The organism is Mycobacterium interjectum (assembly GCF_900078675.2).
GTDB lineage: Bacteria > Actinomycetota > Actinomycetes > Mycobacteriales > Mycobacteriaceae > Mycobacterium > Mycobacterium interjectum.
In genome coordinates this window covers 1,618,328-1,634,378 of record NZ_LT546237.1, presented here as the reverse complement: position 1 = coordinate 1,634,378, position 16,051 = coordinate 1,618,328, and the positions used below count along the sequence as shown (strand labels likewise).

18 protein-coding genes and 1 pseudogene are annotated in these 16,051 nt (G+C 65.2%); 12 read left to right on the top strand and 7 right to left on the bottom strand.

The window, feature by feature from the left end:
- Window positions 1-21: 21 nt before the first annotated feature.
- Both BN4348_RS42150 and BN4348_RS42145 read right to left on the bottom strand, forming a co-directional pair.
- On the bottom strand, window positions 22-636 hold the full coding sequence (locus BN4348_RS42150) for a methylated-DNA--[protein]-cysteine S-methyltransferase (RefSeq protein WP_066913032.1): 615 nt from the start codon (window positions 634-636) through the stop codon (window positions 22-24).
- Window positions 633-1,139: an RNA polymerase sigma factor gene (locus tag BN4348_RS42145; protein ID WP_066913030.1), complete on the bottom strand. Its 507-nt coding sequence runs from the start codon at window positions 1,137-1,139 to the stop codon at window positions 633-635. Before BN4348_RS42145 ends, BN4348_RS42150 begins: the two co-directional genes overlap by 4 nt.
- Window positions 1,140-1,313: 174 nt before the next feature.
- On the opposite strand from BN4348_RS42145, the gene BN4348_RS42140 reads away from it, so the two are divergent.
- Genes BN4348_RS42140 through BN4348_RS42130 form a run of 3 tightly spaced genes read left to right on the top strand, consistent with a single transcriptional unit; the run spans window position 1,314 to window position 3,227 of the window.
- Window positions 1,314-1,826 carry a methylated-DNA--[protein]-cysteine S-methyltransferase gene (locus BN4348_RS42140; RefSeq protein ID WP_066913028.1) on the top strand — a complete coding sequence of 171 codons (513 nt, stop codon included), beginning with the start codon at window positions 1,314-1,316 and terminating at the stop codon, window positions 1,824-1,826.
- Window positions 1,826-2,539, top strand: coding sequence for a 2OG-Fe(II) oxygenase (locus tag BN4348_RS42135; protein ID WP_066913026.1), 714 nt, complete (start codon window positions 1,826-1,828; stop codon window positions 2,537-2,539). Before BN4348_RS42140 ends, BN4348_RS42135 begins: the two co-directional genes overlap by 1 nt.
- 22 nt (window positions 2,540-2,561) lie before the next feature.
- Entirely contained in the window at window positions 2,562-3,227 is a 666-nt protein-coding gene (locus BN4348_RS42130) for a nitroreductase family protein (RefSeq protein ID WP_066913024.1), read from the top strand.
- Between the two features lie 14 nt (window positions 3,228-3,241).
- Here BN4348_RS42130 and BN4348_RS42125 read toward each other — a convergent pair whose 3' ends face one another.
- Entirely contained in the window at window positions 3,242-3,640 is a 399-nt protein-coding gene (locus tag BN4348_RS42125; protein WP_235852728.1) for a cupin domain-containing protein, read from the bottom strand.
- 193 nt (window positions 3,641-3,833) lie between these two features.
- Between BN4348_RS42125 and BN4348_RS42120 the strand changes: the two genes are divergently transcribed.
- The 6 genes from BN4348_RS42120 to BN4348_RS62470 all read left to right on the top strand — a co-directional run bounded on the left by BN4348_RS42120 (window position 3,834) and on the right by BN4348_RS62470 (window position 10,562).
- Window positions 3,834-4,376: a carboxymuconolactone decarboxylase family protein gene (locus BN4348_RS42120; RefSeq protein ID WP_235852727.1), complete on the top strand. Its 543-nt coding sequence runs from the start codon at window positions 3,834-3,836 to the stop codon at window positions 4,374-4,376.
- A gap of 432 nt (window positions 4,377-4,808) precedes the next feature.
- Window positions 4,809-6,086, top strand: a complete 1,278-nt coding sequence (locus tag BN4348_RS42115) for a DEAD/DEAH box helicase (protein WP_066913118.1) — start codon at window positions 4,809-4,811, stop codon at window positions 6,084-6,086.
- A 102-nt stretch (window positions 6,087-6,188) separates the two neighbouring features.
- Window positions 6,189-6,392 (top strand): cold-shock protein, encoded by a 204-nt coding sequence (locus BN4348_RS42110; protein WP_066913018.1) that lies wholly within the window; start codon window positions 6,189-6,191, stop codon window positions 6,390-6,392.
- Window positions 6,393-7,220: 828 nt separating this feature from the next.
- Complete coding sequence (locus tag BN4348_RS60015; protein WP_160040437.1) at window positions 7,221-7,367, top strand: hypothetical protein; 147 nt, start codon at window positions 7,221-7,223, stop codon at window positions 7,365-7,367.
- 2 nt (window positions 7,368-7,369) lie between these two features.
- On the top strand, window positions 7,370-8,518 hold the full coding sequence (locus BN4348_RS42105) for a cytochrome P450 family protein (protein ID WP_066913016.1): 1,149 nt from the start codon (window positions 7,370-7,372) through the stop codon (window positions 8,516-8,518).
- 94 nt (window positions 8,519-8,612) lie between these two features.
- The gene (locus BN4348_RS62470; protein WP_066913014.1) at window positions 8,613-10,562 is read left to right on the top strand and encodes an SDR family oxidoreductase; all 1,950 of its coding nucleotides are present in this window, start codon (window positions 8,613-8,615) and stop codon (window positions 10,560-10,562) included.
- 244 nt (window positions 10,563-10,806) lie between these two features.
- Here the strand turns inward: BN4348_RS62470 and BN4348_RS42095 are convergent, their stop codons facing one another.
- The 4 genes and pseudogenes from BN4348_RS42095 to BN4348_RS42085 all read right to left on the bottom strand — a co-directional run bounded on the left by BN4348_RS42095 (window position 10,807) and on the right by BN4348_RS42085 (window position 12,990).
- Entirely contained in the window at window positions 10,807-11,787 is a 981-nt protein-coding gene (locus tag BN4348_RS42095) for a threonine ammonia-lyase (protein WP_066913012.1), read from the bottom strand.
- 143 nt (window positions 11,788-11,930) lie between these two features.
- Complete coding sequence (locus BN4348_RS62800; protein WP_066913010.1) at window positions 11,931-12,278, bottom strand: nitrile hydratase subunit alpha; 348 nt, start codon at window positions 12,276-12,278, stop codon at window positions 11,931-11,933.
- Window positions 12,262-12,495, bottom strand: a pseudogene (locus tag BN4348_RS62795) (SH3-like domain-containing protein); the annotation flags it as partial. The pseudogene BN4348_RS62795 and the gene BN4348_RS62800, both read right to left, overlap by 17 nt.
- Before the next feature lie 24 nt (window positions 12,496-12,519).
- A complete protein-coding gene (locus BN4348_RS42085; protein WP_142308701.1) occupies window positions 12,520-12,990 on the bottom strand; it encodes a MarR family winged helix-turn-helix transcriptional regulator in 471 nt (156 codons plus the stop codon).
- 104 nt (window positions 12,991-13,094) lie between these two features.
- On the opposite strand from BN4348_RS42085, the gene BN4348_RS42080 reads away from it, so the two are divergent.
- Genes BN4348_RS42080 through leuD form a run of 3 tightly spaced genes read left to right on the top strand, consistent with a single transcriptional unit; the run spans window position 13,095 to window position 16,050 of the window.
- On the top strand, window positions 13,095-14,000 hold the full coding sequence (locus BN4348_RS42080; protein ID WP_235852726.1) for an isocitrate lyase/PEP mutase family protein: 906 nt from the start codon (window positions 13,095-13,097) through the stop codon (window positions 13,998-14,000).
- Window positions 14,000-15,403, top strand: a complete 1,404-nt coding sequence (locus BN4348_RS42075) for a 3-isopropylmalate dehydratase large subunit (protein ID WP_066913004.1) — start codon at window positions 14,000-14,002, stop codon at window positions 15,401-15,403. The genes BN4348_RS42080 and BN4348_RS42075 overlap by 1 nt, the downstream gene beginning before the upstream one ends.
- Window positions 15,400-16,050, top strand: a complete 651-nt coding sequence (gene leuD / locus BN4348_RS42070) for a 3-isopropylmalate dehydratase small subunit (RefSeq protein ID WP_066913002.1) — start codon at window positions 15,400-15,402, stop codon at window positions 16,048-16,050. The genes BN4348_RS42075 and leuD overlap by 4 nt, the downstream gene beginning before the upstream one ends.
- Window position 16,051: the final 1 nt, after the last annotated feature.

The following is a 16,051-nucleotide window of genomic DNA, read 5'->3' as shown; positions in this document are numbered from 1 at the left end:
CGCTCCTCGAGAAACGTGTCGCTAGTTGCACTCTCGCGCGTGCCGCTCGAGATCCAGCAGGACGCGCTTCGCGGCGGTACCGCCGCGGTAGGCGCCCATCGTTCCGTCGGAACGGATCACCCGGTGGCACGGCACGAAAATGGGAATCGGGTTGGTCGCGCACGCCGTGCCGGCGGCGCGGACCGCCTTGGGGGAGCCCGACAGCCCGGCCAGGGTGGCATAGCTTGCGGTGTCGCCGTAGCCGACGTCGGTGCTGAGGTGTTCGAGGACCGTGCGCCGAAAACCTTGGGACAGCGACCAGTCCAGCGCGACGTCGAAGCGGCGGCGACGGCCGCTGAGATACTCGTCGAGTTGCCGCGCAACAGAATCCAGCCGGGCGGGCGACTCGAGTACCCGCGGGCTGATGCGCTCCGAGAGGTCCTGCAGCACGCCGGCGCGGTCTTCGTTGGCGAACGCCACACGCAACAGGCCTCGGGGGGTGGCCGCCAACAGCAGCGTTCCCACCGCGGAATCCACTGTGCGGTAGGCGATGTCGAGGAGATCGCCGGCCTGGGCGTCCGTTTCGAGCCGGGCGTGTAGGCGCCGAAGGTGTTCGCGGTCGACGGGGTAGTGCTTGGTCAGATCGGGTGTGGTCATTCGTGGTTCCTTGCGGTGTCGAGACGGGGATAGGTGCGTCGGAGGGTGGCGATCCCATCGGCGGCGGCTCGCCGGGCGGCGGTAACGCTGCCGCCGAGAATCACGGCGACTTCCGAATAGGGCAGGCCGGCCAGATAGTGATAGGCCACCGCCTGGCGCTGTTTGGGGGGCAGCGCACCCACCGCGGCGTCGAGGTCGAGATCGTGGGTGTCGGCCCGTTCGCGGGCGAGGGAGTCGGGGGGATCGGCGAGCGGGACGGCCCGCCGTGACGCCGCGCGAGTGATGTCGATGGCCTTGCGGTGCGCGATGGTCACCAGCCACGCCTCGATGTTGGCGTCGGCCGGCAGCTGCGGGTACGCCTTCAGCGCGGCCAGGAACGTGTCCGACCAGGCGTCGTCGGCGTCGGCGTGACCGACCACCGCACGCACGACCCGCAACACCGTGGCGCCGTGGCAAGCCACCACGGCCTCGAACGGTGGCTTGACGTGCCGCTCGACTCCCATCAACGGGGCCCGGTAGGCATTCGGGTTCCTCCTGACATCAGCGATTTCTATTCCGTAGACGTCGGCGCATTGGCGAACGTGAGAAAGCGGATTCAACGAATCTAGTGCCGGCGGGGATCTGATGAGCTCACGCTTTCACGCAGCCCATCGTTTACCGTGAAAGGAGGTGCAACGATGCAGACACGACACGCGGTGACAGACAGCCCACTCGGTGAGCTCACACTGGCCGCCCACGGCGACGCGATGACGGGTGTGTATTTCCGGCACCACTGGCATCCGCCGACGGCTAATGCCCTGGGCCGCTGCGTCGAGGCGGGCGCCGACGTCCTGTTCGATCGGGCGGCCGAGCAGCTGCGCGAATACCTCAGCGGAAAGCGCACTCGGTTCGATCTGCCGATCGCCCTGGCCGGGAATTCGCATCGGCGGCGGATCTGGGAACTGTTGCTCGACATGGGGTATGGCGAGACCGCCAACTATGGCGAGCTTGCCGCGCGACTGGGCGGGGGCGCCACAGCCTACGACGTCGGCCAAGCGGTGGGCCGCAACCCGCTCAGCATCGTCGTTCCGTGTCACCGCGTGCTCGGAAAGAACGGCGCACTCACCGGTTATGCGGGCGGCCTGAAGCGCAAACGATTCCTGCTCGACCTGGAGGCGCCGATACCCGCGGTGGCAGGCAGATTGTTCTGATGCCCTCGAAATGGGACCGGCGGGTGAACGCCGCGGACTGGGAGGCGGTCGCGGCCGACATGAATGACGTTGGCGGCGCACTGCTTCCGCAGCTGATCACTCCCGGCGAGTGTGCGGCGTTGCTTGATATCTACCCGGACGACGGCCTGTTTCGCGCCACCATCGACATGACGCGCCACCGCTATGGGCAGGGCGAATACCGCTACTTCAAGCGGCCCTACCCGCGGCCGATCGAAGAGCTGAAGCAGGCGCTCTACCCCCGGCTCCTGCCGATCGCCCGCGACTGGTGGACCAAGCTGCGCCGGGAGCCGCCTTGGCCCGACACGCTCGACGAATGGCTGGACGTATGCCATGGCGCCGGCCAAACCAAACCCACGGCCCTGCTGCTCAAATACGGGCCGGGTGATTGGAATGCGCTGCATCGAGACCTCTACGGGGACCTCGTCTTTCCGTTGCAGGTCGTGATCAACCTCAACGAGCCGGGCGTGGCGCACACCGGCGGCGAATTCCTGCTCGTCGAGCAGCGGCCGCGGGCGCAGTCACGCGGCACCGCGACCACGCTGCCGCAGGGGCACGGCTACGTCTTCACCACCAGGGAACGGCCGATTCCTCCGACACGGGGTTGGTCGGCCGCCCCCGTGCGGCACGGGGTCTCGGTGGTCCGCTCCGGGGACCGGTGCACACTCGGCTTGATCTTCCACGACGCCGCCTGACCGCCTGCGGCACGATGGTGCGATGGAGCTCTACGACGTCATGCGATCCACGCCGGCCGTCCGCGAATTCGCCGACGACCCGCTTCCCGATGACGTGCTGGGGCGCATTCTCGACAACGCCCGGTTCGCGCCGACCGGCGGCAATCGGCAGGGCGTGCGCGTCATCGTCCTCCGCGACGCGCAGACCCGGTCGGCCCTGGCCGACCTCGGACTGCCTGCCGCCCGCCGCTACACCGCGCAGCTCGCAAGCGGCGAGTCGCCGTGGAACCCGTTGCGGCCGAGCGGCGTCGACGCGTCGACGACCGATTCAGTGGAGCCGCCCGCGCAGATGTCGGCTCCGATTCGCCGGGCGCCGGTGGTGCTGGTGATCTGCCTGGACCTCGCGGTCGTCGCCGCCACCGATCAGGACCTCGATCGGGTGGGTGTGGTGCCCGGGGCCTCGGTGTACCCGTTCGTCTGGAACGTCTTGCTGGCCGCGCGTAACGAAGGCTACGGCGGGGTGTTGACCACGATGGCCGTGGCCGAGGAGCCGCGGGTCAAGGAGCTGCTCGGCGTGCCCGACCCGTACGCCATCGCCGCGGTCGTGCCGCTGGGCAAGCCGGTGGGTCAGGTGACGAAACTGCGACGACGCCCGGTTCCGGAGTTCGCGACTCGCGAGCGCTTCGACGGAACACCGTTCGGCGGCTAGGTCGCGTCTGCCTGTCAGGAGAAGGGGCAGCCAGGGTTTGCCGCATCCTCGGCCAAGGGTTTACCCGACGGGACGACGTAGATGATCTCCAAGACCAGCGGGGTCGCGCCGAGGTTGCGGCCAAGGTGCACGTGCTCGGGCCCTGCAGGTTCGTCGATCGTGTCACCCGGGTTGTAGACGCCGTCGACCGAGCAGTTTGCGGCGTAGTGGGTGAGTGTCCCTTGCTTGATCGCGCCGACCAAGGTGCCGTCGTGGAAGTGCCAGCCCGTGCTGCCGCCCGGGGCGATGGTGCTTTCGCGGATGATGAAATCTCTTCCATCTTGCGAGGATTGGTTCAGCGTCTGTGAATTCACCCCGCTGTCGGGCGTCGCAAACCCCTGGCCGGGCGGTGTGACGAATGACAAGATGACCACAAGTGGGAGAACACCTACCTTGCGTGGACGCATCAATGTGGTCCTCGCTCTTCGGGCTCTGCCGCGTGCAAGAGTCCTTCTATCAGAGCAATGAAGTGTCGTAGTGTCCAGTGAATGGTTTTCATCCCGAAACCGGCTGGACACAGGGGACGATGAATTGACACGTATCGCGCCTTCCGAAGCGTTCGCCGCGGTGCCGACACAAGATCTCGGCCAAGGGGATCGGATCAACCTCGGTGTGGCCGCGATTATGGGTCGCCTCCCCGCGGTCGCCGAGGCGCTGGGCTCGTTGACCGCGGCGCTGCGTGCCGACGGGACGCTGCCGCCCCGGCTGCTCGAGCTGGTGCGGCTGCGCATCGCGTTTTTCAACCAGTGCCGAAGCTGCATCGCGGTGCGCTACCAAAGCGCCATCGACGACGGCCTCGACGACGACGCCGTCTGCTCGCTGGAACGGCCGGCCGACGCCGAAAACCTCTCGGCCGCCGAGCGATCCGCCCTGCGCTTCGCCGAGCTCTTCGCCACCAATCATCTCGCCATCGATGAGAAGGTTTACGACGAGCTGCGCGAGCACTTCGGCGAAGACCAGCTGGTGGAACTCGGTGTGCATTGCGCGGTCGCACTGGGCGTCGGGCGCCTGGCCGCTTCCTGGGACGTCAGCGATGATCTCCCCGACACGCCGGCGTCGTCCGAACGGCTGGCGCCGTGGAATTCCGGTTCGGTGGTGGCGACGGGCTAGCTAGCCGGTTTGTCCGGTGCCGGGCAGCAGCGGGCGTGCTGTCCGGCGCGGCCGCGACCGCGGTTGTCCCAAGGAGCCCTCACGACAGTGAACCGCAGAAACAGATGTATACGTCTATTAACGCCGAATATGAGGATAAAAGCGCGACTTTGACCCGCATCAGCGCAGAGCCTGCGGCGGGTTGGCGGGAACAAGATCGCGGTGCTGCTATGCTAAGGACAACGTTGGCTGTCTTACTCGATGGCCAACACGTCGTGAAACGCTTCTTCCTCCTTCCGGCGCCCGCCCCGATCCAGTGGCTGGCGCACTGAACCCGGCACAGTTCGTATCGCGGCGATCGATTTTGCCCACCGGCAATCTCGCCACCCTGTGCTGACAGATCGCGCGCATTTCGCCGCCCATTCGGCACAACCGATGCTGAAAGACATCAAAGTGACCACTGGCAAGACATTTGCCGATCTCGGCGTGGCTGAAGCGCTCATCGAAGTGCTGACCACGCGGGGGATCACCCACCCATTCCCCATCCAAATCGAAACGCTTCCCGACACACTCGCCGGCCGCGACGTACTCGGCCGCGGCAAGACGGGCAGCGGCAAGACGCTCGCCTTCTCGATCCCTATGGTCAGCAGGCTCGCCGGGCATCCCCGCCGTCCGTCGCGACCGTCGGGCCTGGTTTTGGCTCCGACGCGGGAGTTGGCCAGCCAGATAACGGCGGTCCTGGAACCGTTGGCCGCCGCCAACAACCTCCGCGTGACCACGATCTTCGGTGGCGTACCGCAAGGCAAGCAGGTGGCGGCGCTGAAGGCTGGCGTCGACATCGTCGTGGCGTGCCCCGGTCGGCTCGAAGACCTGATGAAGCAACGGTTGATCAGCCTGGACTCGATCGAGGTGACGGTGATCGACGAAGCCGATCACATGGCCGATCTCGGCTTCCTGCCCGGCGTGACGCGCATCCTGGCGGCCACACCGAGCGGCGGCCAGCGGCTGCTGTTCTCCGCAACCCTCGACAACGGCGTCGACAAGCTCGTCAACCGATTCCTGCGCAACGCGGTGCTGCACTCTGTCGACGGCTCCAACTCGCCGGTGTCCGAGATGACCCACCACGTCTTTCACGTCTCCGGGGTGCAGGCCAAGAAGGAGCTGGTACACCGGCTCGCCTCCGGCAGCGGCCGCCGAATCCTGTTCATGCGCACCAAACATCAAGCGCGCAAGCTCGCCAAGCAGCTCACCGAATCCGGTGTTCCGGCAGTCGATTTGCACGGCAACCTCTCTCAGCCGGCACGCGACCGGAACCTCGCCGCCTTCAGCACGGGCGAGGCACGCGTGTTGGTGGCCACCGACATCGCCGCCCGCGGCGTGCATGTCGACGGAATCGAGTTAGTGGTGCACATCGATCCGCCCGCCGAGCACAAGGCTTACCTGCACCGGTCCGGGCGAACCGCCCGGGCGGGCAACGCGGGTGACGTCGTCACCGTTGTCCTGCCCGAGCAGCGCAAGGACACACATGCGCTGATGCGCCGCGCAGGCATCCGTGTCACTCCCCAGGAGGTCACCGTCGACTCGGCCGCCGTGCACGCGGTGGCCGGTGAACCGGCTCCGTATCGGGCTCCCGCACCGAAGAAGGCGCCGACGTCGCATCCGTCGCAACCCCGCCGCTCGGGTACCGCCGGCCGCAGGCGTGGTCGCCGGTCGGGCGCTGCGCAGCGTTAATTGTGACAGCGGCACAACGGTTTTGCTTAATGGCCGGTCGTGCTAATTTGGTCGTGCGGATGTTTTAGGTACATCCCACATTTAGATGAGAGAAGAAAGTAAATGCCACAGGGAACTGTGAAATGGTTCAACGGGGAAAAGGGCTTCGGCTTCATCACCCCTGACGACGGCGCGAAGGACCTCTTCGTCCACTACTCCGAGATCCAGGGGAGCGGCTACCGCTCGCTCGAGGAGAACCAGCGTGTTCAATTCGAGGTTGGGCAAGGAGCCAAGGGGCCCCAGGCAATGGGAGTCTCTGCCGTCTAACACTCACACTCGTGACAGTGGGCTGGTGCGTTGCTTCGCACCAGCCCACTTGGACTTGTCGCGGCCGTAGCAAGCGCGGCGGGCACGCAGCCCGGAAGGCCGACCAAATCATCACGTGACGGAACTAGCGGTGCAGCCGTTTCGTTTCGGCGGGGAGGTCGGTGTGCGATTGCACGATGAACGGTCGCGAAAGTGCCCGGCACGCGGTGAGTTAGAGCAATAGTTCGGCGCGGATAGTCCCGCGACAAACGCGCGCAAATCCTTCGCATCGAGCATTCATACGCGTTCACCCCGGGGGGCGAGGCGTGGTGCACGGTACGCGGGGTCATTGCCGACCAGGCCCGCATATGCCGCCTCGATCTGCTGCCCAGATTCAATGAGAATGCCCCAACATTGCTGAGAACGGACATCAGCCATGTCGGCAACCGTCCGAGATCGTGCTGATGATCGACCGACCCGCAGTTTCAAAAGCCCGGCTACCCCAACCCAATTCGTCACAGTGACGTATTGGCGCAGCCCGGGGCGGGGCAGCTGGTGGGCTGCCGACTATGGCGCCGGGCGGTCGGGCTCGCTCATGATTTCACCTAACACCCGAGTCATGATCTAAGTGATTGAAACATCCGCCAGCCTCGGCCGTCGGCGCAACTGCCGCAGCGGTTCGTTCGGGAAACTGAAGACGTCGGAACAGCGCCGAGAGGTGCGCAGATGGGCCAATCGTCAAAGGATGCGAGCGCTTTCATCTGATGCAACTCGCAATGTTCTGTACCGATAAGCGACATTATGTCAAGTCAACCGACTATTGGGGATGCGCGCCTCAGGGCGACTCGCGTGGATCCAGGACCGATGTTCCCGCGGCGTCGGGTATGGTGGGGGCGTAAATCAGGGCCGCCGAGCGGCGAATATCCGCTGGCGCGGGAGGGGCTGTACCTGTTGGACGAGTTCGATCAGATCCGCGAGTACTTCGGCGATGTGTGAGTGTGCCCGCGCAGGTGCGGCCCGGGATAGCTCACCTCTCACCGATCGGTGACAGGTTGCTGCCTGATTTCTTCACAGGGGATCGCAGCGAGCTTTGGGACGCGCTGCGCGAGCGCGGGCCGGTCGTGTTTATCGACGACAGCGTGGTTATGAATGGCTATTGCCTCACACGGGCGGATGACGTGCTCGCAGCGCTGCGTAACCCGGAAGTGTTTTCGCTTAACGCCGTTTTGGATCGGCCGGACCATGCGCGTTGGCGCGCAATCTTGCAGCCGTTATTGAATTCGCCCGCGGTGAAACAGATGCAACCCGCGTTGCAAGATCAGGCCGCGGCGGTGGTCGAAGCGGTCGCCCCGCAGGGTAGTTGTGAGGTGATCGCCGATGTTGCGGAGCCATTCGCGGCTCAGGTTCTGCTCACAGTGTTGGGGTTGCCGCCGCAAGACGGGGATAGGTTGCTGCGCTGGGAGAAAGCGCTTTGGGCGATCCAGCGGGCGCCTCTGGCCGCTGTCAAAGGTGTCCGTTTCGAGGATTTGGTGCAAAAATTTGAGATGCTCGCCTATTTGGCGGGGGCTTTCGCGCAGCGCCGCGTCAGCCCTGATATTGCGGGTGTTATGTCCGGGTTGGTTGCCGGTGACGACGGGTTCGACGAAGCTGACGCGTGCGCGGTAGTTGAGATGCTGATCGCTGCGGGCATTACGCCGTTTAGGAGCGCGGTGGGTTTCGTGTTTCTTGACCTTGCCCGCGACCCGCGGCTGTGCGCTTCGCTCCGCGAAAACCCCGCAGGGATTGAGGGATTCGTCGAAGACGTGCTGCGCCGCGATCCGCCGGCCCCGGTGATTATCCGCAGGGCCGCTCAGAACGTCACCGTGGCGGGTGTCGAGATACCGGCAGGGGCCCGGGTCGTGCTGTGCGTAGGGGCGGCCATCCAAGAGGACATGGCGGACGGCCACGGGTCGCGGGCGGACTACTGGGCGTTCGGCGGGGGCCCGCACCGCTGTGTGGCCGTCAGTCTGGCGAAAACAGCGTTGATTGTGTTGGTCAGCGAATGGTTACGCACTATCCCCCCGTTCGCGTTAGATGCTGAGTCCGTGCCGCCAGTTATCCTCGAGGATGCGGTCCGGCTGTCGAGTTTGCCGCTGCGCTGGCATTAAGTCAGACCGCGGGCGGGTAATTGCCGTGGAGCTACTACCTGGCATCCTGAGCGAACTCGCCGCAGCCGGCGCTGTAGTCAACGACCCATCGCGGATGTACACCCAGGTGGGTCCACATCATTTGCGCAGCACAGGCAGCCTGGTGGACCCCCAGGCGCTGATCTACTACCAGGCCAGCCGCCCCTTTATCGAATTTCACATCCGCCGCCGCATCGAAGCGATCAGCAACATCACCTTTCTCGACGGGCACGAGGCGATCGATCTGACCACCTCCGACGGTGCCGTCACCGGCCTGCGCGTGACCAACTGCGACAACACAGACCCGACCATCCTGACCGCGGACCTCGTCGTCGACGCCACCGGCCGCGCGACACAGACACCAGCCCTGTTGCAACGCAATAGCTTTGGCGTACCGCCAGAGCGGCGGGAACAGGCGAATTGGGCCTACTCTGGCCAGCTACTAGACATCCCCGCAGGGCAAATCACCCCGCAGATGGTGTCAATGCTCGACCAAGGAAAACGCTCGACCCGTCTGCTGCTGCTGGCGTATGAGCACAACACCTGGATCCTGGCGATCGGCGAAGCCACCAGGCACGCACCTCCCCCGACCGACTACACACAACTTATCAACGCAGCCGAACAAATCCTTCCCACGACCGTCATGACAGGACTGCGGGCGGCGACACCCACCGGCGACATCACGATCTTCCGCGACACAGCCGCGGTCTGGAGACGCTATGACCAGATGACACAGCTGCCTGCCGGCGTCATCGTCATCGGTGACGCGCTATGCACGCTCGATCCCATTTGGGGACAAGGGATGACGATGGCCGCGGTCCAAGCACTCACACTGCAGGACTGCCTGCGAGAGGGCACGACTGACCTGCCGCAACGCTTTTTCACAGCCACGGTGCCGCACATCCGTACGGCCTGGTCAATGAATACACACAACGACCACACCGCACTCGGGGCCGACGCCCGCCGGCCCTTGCATCGACGCATCAGCCAGTGGATCACGAACGCCGCATTACGCGCCGCCGCCACCGACACCACCGTCACCGAACGACTGTTCCGAGTTGCCAACTCGTCGATCCACCCACGCGCCTGCAAGATCCCGCCCTCATACCGCGCATCGCGATCGCCAACCTCCGACGCCCACTCCGACACCGAAAATCCAAACCACAGAACGCACACGCGGCAGCCTCACGAGAGACAAACACTCAAAGCTCATGATTACGACTCGAGCCGGCGATACCGCGGCGATAGCCCGATGTCGATGAACCCGCGGGTCGTCCTGATCACCGGGGCATCCCGAGGTGCGGGTGCCGCAACGGCACGCCACCTCGCATCAGCAGACAGCCACATTGTCGTGACCTACCGCGAAAAACAGCGCCGCGCCAACGACGTCGTCGCCAACATCATCACAGCGGGCGGATCAGCATCGACGGCACACCTCGACATCTGCGACCCGACGCCGTGCGCCGAAGTCATTCGCGATATCGGGGACAAATTCGGCCGGCTCGATACCCCCATTCTCAACGCCTCAGGCGGACTCGAACGCGGCGCCGCCCCCGACTCCCCGATGCGCATCAACCGCGACGGACCCATTCAACTGCTTCACCGGGCCCTACCGCTCATCCCCCAAGGCGGCCGCGTCATCTTCGTCACCAGCCACCAGGCCCACTTCCACGGCCTCAAACCAGTACCGGAGCAATACATTCCGATCGCCGAGAGCAAACGCGCCGGTGAAGACGGACTCCGCGCCATGCGACCCGAGTTGACCTCTCGCGGCGTCTCGCTGACCGTCGTCTCCGGCGACATGATCGACGGAACCATCATCGTGCGACTTCTCCACCGCAGCGACCCCGCCGCTGTCGACGCCCGTCGCGCACACGGCCACTACCCACCCTCGACGAATTCGCAGCCGCAATCGCCGCCGCCGCCACAGGCCCCACACACCCACAAGACACCATCTACATCGGAGGCGCCGACTACCTCGCACCGGAGCGCACCGAGGGTGCATAGACACCCGATTCACGCATAACAGGAATATGCACAGATCGAATATGAAGGGTTACCAGTAGTAACCTTGGTTATTCGGTGGATACGGTGGGATCGAATATGCAAAGCGCCGTTTTCATCTGATGAATCAGCGTCGCCCCTCGCCTTCCCGCCCCGGCCCGTGGGCGCGCCCGGCCAGGATTGGCCGTCGCAGTGGAAGTTTCGATCAATCGCATCTGGAGTAACAGGGCGCTAAGTTTCGATTGGAATGGGTACCATCGTGGCCATCAAGGCCTGCGGATGGGAGCAGCATCGACCCAGCGGTGATAGGCGTCTACGTCGACGTTGCTGCCGCACACGATGGTGACTACGTGGCGGTCAGCGAAGCGGTCACGGTCTTCGAGGATCGCCGCGATTCCGAGCGCGGCCGACGGTTCGACAACGAGGCCAGCGTCTTCCAGAAGTACCCGCATACCGGCGATGATCGATGCTTCCTGGACCAACACGGCGTCGTCGCCGACCAGGAGGAGGTCGTTGAGGACCTCCGGAATTGGACACCGGCCGGCGACAGCGTCTGCGATGGTGTCAGTCGAGTCGGTGGTGACAACGCGGCGCTCACGCCACGAACGTGTCATCGCCGGTGCGCCGGCCGGCTGAACACAGATCACCTCAACGTCGGGCGCGAGGGCCTTCATTACATGCCCGACACCGGTAGCCAGCGCTCCGCCCCCGAGAGCGATCAGCACAGCGTCGAACGACGACCCGGCCTCCACCAGTTCCAGGCCAATGGTCGCCGCGCCCTCACAGGTTTCGATGTCCAAGCTGTCATCGAGCAGCCCGATGCCTTCATGCCGCGCGATGGCTGCCGCGCGGGCACGGGCCATCTCGTTATCGCCGTCCACTAGCGCCAATCTCGCGCCCAGTGCGCGGATGCGATCGAGCTTGATCGCAGGTGCAAACCGGGATGCCACGACCGTGACCTCGAGACCCCTGGCGCGACCAGACCAAGCCAGGGCTTGGCCGAGGTTGCCCGCGCTGCCACACACCACGGCGGGCGAGCCCTTGGCGGCGAGCTGGCTCGCGACTACCTCGGTGCCGCGAGCCTTGAAGCTACGGACCGGGTTCGCCGTTTCGAGCTTGATGCTCACCGCGCAGCCGAGGTCGGGTTCCAGCGCCTCGCAGCGGTACAGCGGCGTGTCGAGAAAAATCGGGTCGATCGCCCGACGAGCCGCCCGGATGCGGGCGGTGTCGAGGCGCGTCTCCTGCATAACACAGCAGCGTAGCGACGCCGGCCCGAGTTCGGCCTGGAGTCTTTCTCGTGCGATTGGACCGCGAGCGTGTCTTCACCGCGGCCGCGAACGACCGGCTCCAAATCGCGACACTGATCGAGGTCTATGTCAGGGGCCGGCTGTCACGCGCCGCTCCCCCGCCGGGGGGCAGACGCAGCCGAGGCATGCGAGCTCGGCCGAGGCGATGGCCCAACGGGCTGTGTGGTGCCGATCAAGCAGTCTCGGGTGACCAGTGCAGCGAGTTGGTCTTCGGTCAGTTGCTCGCGTTTGAACTTTGGGTCGGTCCAGGCTCGGGCAACGTAGCGGGCGCCGTGATGGGCGCCTAAGCGGTGGGTGAATGTGTCAAGGATGTCGTCGAGTTGTTCGCCGGTGATGGCGCCGCGCTCGATCAACCGCTGTTCGAGCACGGCGACCCGCGCGGTGATGTGTGCGCGCTGTGCATCGGTGTGAGCGCTATGGTTGCGGCTCACCGCATCTCGCCTTCCATGGGCTGCAGGTTTCGTAGAGGTCGAGGTAGACGCGGTGATTACCGGCGTCCTCGCCCCATAGATCGCTGGCCTCGAAGTAGACGCTGTAGAGCGCTTCTGGATTGGTGTGGCCGTGAGCTACGAGCTCGTCGGGCAACGGGTAGTCGCCGCGGTGGCGGTGGATAGTGCCGAGACGACCGCGTGCGTAGTCGGGAAGTCGGGTGTGTCTGTCGTAGGGCGCGGCTCAGCCTGCAGCCGCGTCACCGGGGTCGAGCTCATCGCGATGGTCGAGGCCCTCGTAGGCCAGGCGGCCCATCAACTCACCGGCCTGCCGCAGGACTTTCTGTTCGCGAGGGGTCAGGGAGGTGTTGATGGTGGCACACAGCCAATCGTCGCGCCGGCGCCGATCGTTGACGACCAGACGGCGGCCGTCGTCGGTGAGCTCGATACGCACCCGTCGGGCATCGTTGGCGTCGCGCTGACGACTGATCAGCCCCGCCGCCTCGAGTGCTCGCAGCGCCGCGGCGACGTTGGACGTCGTCATGACCAGGTCCTCGGCGATCTGTCCCGGAGACACCGCTCCCCCACGGCGCTCGATTGCGCCCAGCACCAGGGCATCTGACAGCGCCACCGGACCGGTTCTCATCTCCCGGCGAATCCGGCGCTGCAGTGTCATCAGCTGGCGCCGCAGCCGCGACGCCTCCTCGTGTTCCATCTCGAACAACCCTAACCCCACCTCCGGTGAATCAACGCCGCATCGCGGCAGGGTGTTGACAGCTATGTTTTATAGCTATAGATGTTAGATAGGAGGTGATGGAGATGACTTCCATTGACGACAAGCCGTCCCGACTCAAAGAACTGTTCCTCGGACCCGATCTGGTCGTGATGCCCGGCGTGTACGACGCGATCAGCGCCAAGCTGGCCCAGCAAGCCGGGTTTAGCGCGCTGCAGTGCAGTGGCCTGGGGATCGCCGCGGTGCACTACGGCGTCCCGGACTACTCCATCGCCTCGTTGGCCGAGATGGCCGGCGCGTGCGGCGTGATCGCCCGATCGGTCGACATTCCGGTGGTGGGTGACGCCGATACCGGGTTCGGCAACGCGGTCAACACGTTCTTCACGGTGCAGACCTTCGAACGCCACGGCCTCGCGGGGGTCAACTTAGAAGACCAGGTCATGCCGAAACGGTGTGGCCACCTCGACGGCAAACACGTCATCGACCTAGACGAGGCCGTGGCGAAGATTCGCGCCGCCGCCGATGCCCGGCACAACCCGGACTTCGTCATCACCGCCCGTACCGACTCATTGGCCGTGGAGGGCATTGACGGTGTGATCAAGCGCGGCAACGCCTACCTGGATGCCGGCGCGACGCTGGTGTTCGTGGAGGGATTGCACGCGCGGGAAGAACTCGTCGCCGCCGTCGCAGGTATCGACGGGCCGGTCGGGATCAACATCAGCGAAGGCGGCAAGTCCCCGACCCATCTGACGTTCACCGAACTGCAGGCGCTCGGCGTGGCCCGGGTCAGTCTGCCCGGCGCCCTGTTTGCCGCCGCAATCACGGGGATCACCGACGCGCTCAAGCAGATTCGTGAAGACGACGGGACCTGGAATTTGGGTTTGCGCACGGCCAGCTTCGCCGACATACACGAACTCGTCGGCACGCCGCTGGTCGCCGAACTCGAGCAGCGCTACCTCGCCGGTCTCTTGCCCGACGGTGGGAGGCAGTGATGGCACCGAAAGCGCGCACGGTCTTCGACAAGATCTGGGACGCCCACGTGGTATCCCAACTCGATGCCGACACCGCGCTGCTCTACATCGACCGGATCTTCCTGCACGAGAAGAGCGGCGCGTTCGCCCTGACCAGCCTGCACGACGATCACCGACAGGTCTTCGACCCGCACACCGTATTCGGCACCCTCGACCATTCGGTGGACACCCGGTCCGGACGCACCGACGCCAGTCCCCTGCCCGACAACCAGAAATTCATCGAGGGATTCCGAGCCACCGCCGCCGCGGCAGGCATACCGATCTTCGACCTCGATGACGACCGCCAGGGAATTTGTCACGTCACCTTCCCTGAGCAGGGACTGGTCCTGCCCGGCATGACGATGGTGTGCGCCGACAGCCACACCGGCACCAACGGAGGGCTCGGCGCATTGGCCTGGGGCGTGGGCGTGAGCACCTGCGAGACCGCCCTGGCCTCCCAGACGCTGGCCGTCAAACGGCCCAAGACCCTGCAGGCCCGCTGCACCGGATCACTCGGCGATGGCGTCTACGCCAAAGACCTGATCCTGGCGCTCATCGCGACCATTGGCGCCGCCGGCGCCACCGGCTACGCCATCGAGTACACCGGGCCGACCATCAAATCGATGCCCATCGAAGGCCGAATGACGCTGTGCAACATGGCCGTCGAGGCCGGCGGGTTCACCGGCATCGTCTCCCCCGACGCCATCACCCTGGAATACCTCAAGACCCGACCACGAGCACTCACCGCTCCCGACTGGCAGCGCGCCGCCCGGCAATGGTTGGCGTTGGGCACCGACGACGGGGCACGTTTTGACCGCACCGTCGACATCGACGTCACCGCCTTGACGCCTCAGATCACCTGGGGCACCAGTCCCCAACACTGCGTCGGCATCGACGCATCGGTACCGCATCCCGACACACTGCCCGATCCCGCCGGAGCCGCTAAGGCACTCGACTACATTGGCCTGACGCCCGGCACACCGATGACCACTGTACCCATCGACGCCGCGTTCGTCGGATCATGCACCAACGCAAGACTTTCGGATCTGCGAGCTGCGGCAGCACTGCTGGCCGGGCGCCACGTCGCCGACGGAGTCACCGCCATCTGCATCCCCGGGTCGACCGCGGTCAAGCTCGCCGCCGAGGCCGAGGGCATCGACCGCATCTTCATCGACGCCGGCTTTCAATGGCGCGAATCAGGCTGCGGTTTCTGCTTCTTCGGCGGCGGCGAGGGCTTCCCGACCGGCGCGCGCGTGATCAGCTCCACCAACAGAAACTTCGAAGGCCGCCAGGGTCCCGGCGTACGCACACACCTGGCCAGCCCCGCCACCGTCGCCGCGTCCGCACTCACCGGACACATCACCGATCCCAGGACCCTGACATGACCGACCGATCACTGAGACACGTCGCCGGCGTGGTCGCGCCACTGCTGCGTGACAACATTGACACCGACGTCATCGCCCCCTCACGTCTGCAGGTGGCCGGACTAGGCAAAACCGGCTACGAATCAATCCTGTTCGGCAACTGGCGCTATGACGAGAACGGATACCAACAGCCCGATTTCATCCTGAACCAGGCGGATTACCGGACCGCTACCATACTTCTCACCGGTGCAAACTTCGGCTGCGGCAGCTCCCGAGAATCCGCCGTCTGGGCGCTACGCGGATTCGGCATCAAAGCCATCATCGCCCCCAGCTTCGGTTCCATCTTCGCCGCCAACTGCTACCGCAACACCATTTTGCCGCTAGCCCTCCCACCACAAGAACACGCCCGCCTGGTCGCCGAACTACACATCGACGCCGCCGAACCACCACAAGCAGAGATCGACCTCGAACACAGCCGCGTACGCGCGACTGCAGGGCCCTGGCACTCGTTCCCCATTGACGAACGGTCCCGCGAGCTGCTTCTCGACGGACTGGACGACATCGACGACAATCTGCGCCACCGCAAAGACATCGAAGCCTACCGCGCCCGCGATCAACAGCTGCGCCCCTGGCTATACCGCCCCACCAACCGCCGAAAGGAACAGTGAG

What these genes read in the sequence shown, in the direction of transcription:
- BN4348_RS42150 (WP_066913032.1), bottom strand. Translation starts at nt 636, where the DNA reads ATGACCACACCCGATCTGACCAAGCACTACCCCGTCGACCGCGAACAC.
- BN4348_RS42145 (WP_066913030.1), bottom strand. Translation starts at nt 1,139, where the DNA reads ATGGGAGTCGAGCGGCACGTCAAGCCACCGTTCGAGGCCGTGGTGGCT.
- BN4348_RS42140 (WP_066913028.1), top strand. Translation starts at nt 1,314, where the DNA reads ATGCAGACACGACACGCGGTGACAGACAGCCCACTCGGTGAGCTCACA.
- BN4348_RS42135 (WP_066913026.1), top strand. Translation starts at nt 1,826, where the DNA reads ATGCCCTCGAAATGGGACCGGCGGGTGAACGCCGCGGACTGGGAGGCG.
- BN4348_RS42130 (WP_066913024.1), top strand. Translation starts at nt 2,562, where the DNA reads ATGGAGCTCTACGACGTCATGCGATCCACGCCGGCCGTCCGCGAATTC.
- BN4348_RS42110 (WP_066913018.1), top strand. Translation starts at nt 6,189, where the DNA reads ATGCCACAGGGAACTGTGAAATGGTTCAACGGGGAAAAGGGCTTCGGC.
- BN4348_RS62470 (WP_066913014.1), top strand. Translation starts at nt 8,613, where the DNA reads ATGTACACCCAGGTGGGTCCACATCATTTGCGCAGCACAGGCAGCCTG.
- BN4348_RS42095 (WP_066913012.1), bottom strand. Translation starts at nt 11,787, where the DNA reads ATGCAGGAGACGCGCCTCGACACCGCCCGCATCCGGGCGGCTCGTCGG.
- BN4348_RS42085 (WP_142308701.1), bottom strand. Translation starts at nt 12,990, where the DNA reads ATGGAACACGAGGAGGCGTCGCGGCTGCGGCGCCAGCTGATGACACTG.
- BN4348_RS42080 (WP_235852726.1), top strand. Translation starts at nt 13,095, where the DNA reads ATGACTTCCATTGACGACAAGCCGTCCCGACTCAAAGAACTGTTCCTC.
- BN4348_RS42075 (WP_066913004.1), top strand. Translation starts at nt 14,000, where the DNA reads ATGGCACCGAAAGCGCGCACGGTCTTCGACAAGATCTGGGACGCCCAC.
- leuD (WP_066913002.1), top strand. Translation starts at nt 15,400, where the DNA reads ATGACCGACCGATCACTGAGACACGTCGCCGGCGTGGTCGCGCCACTG.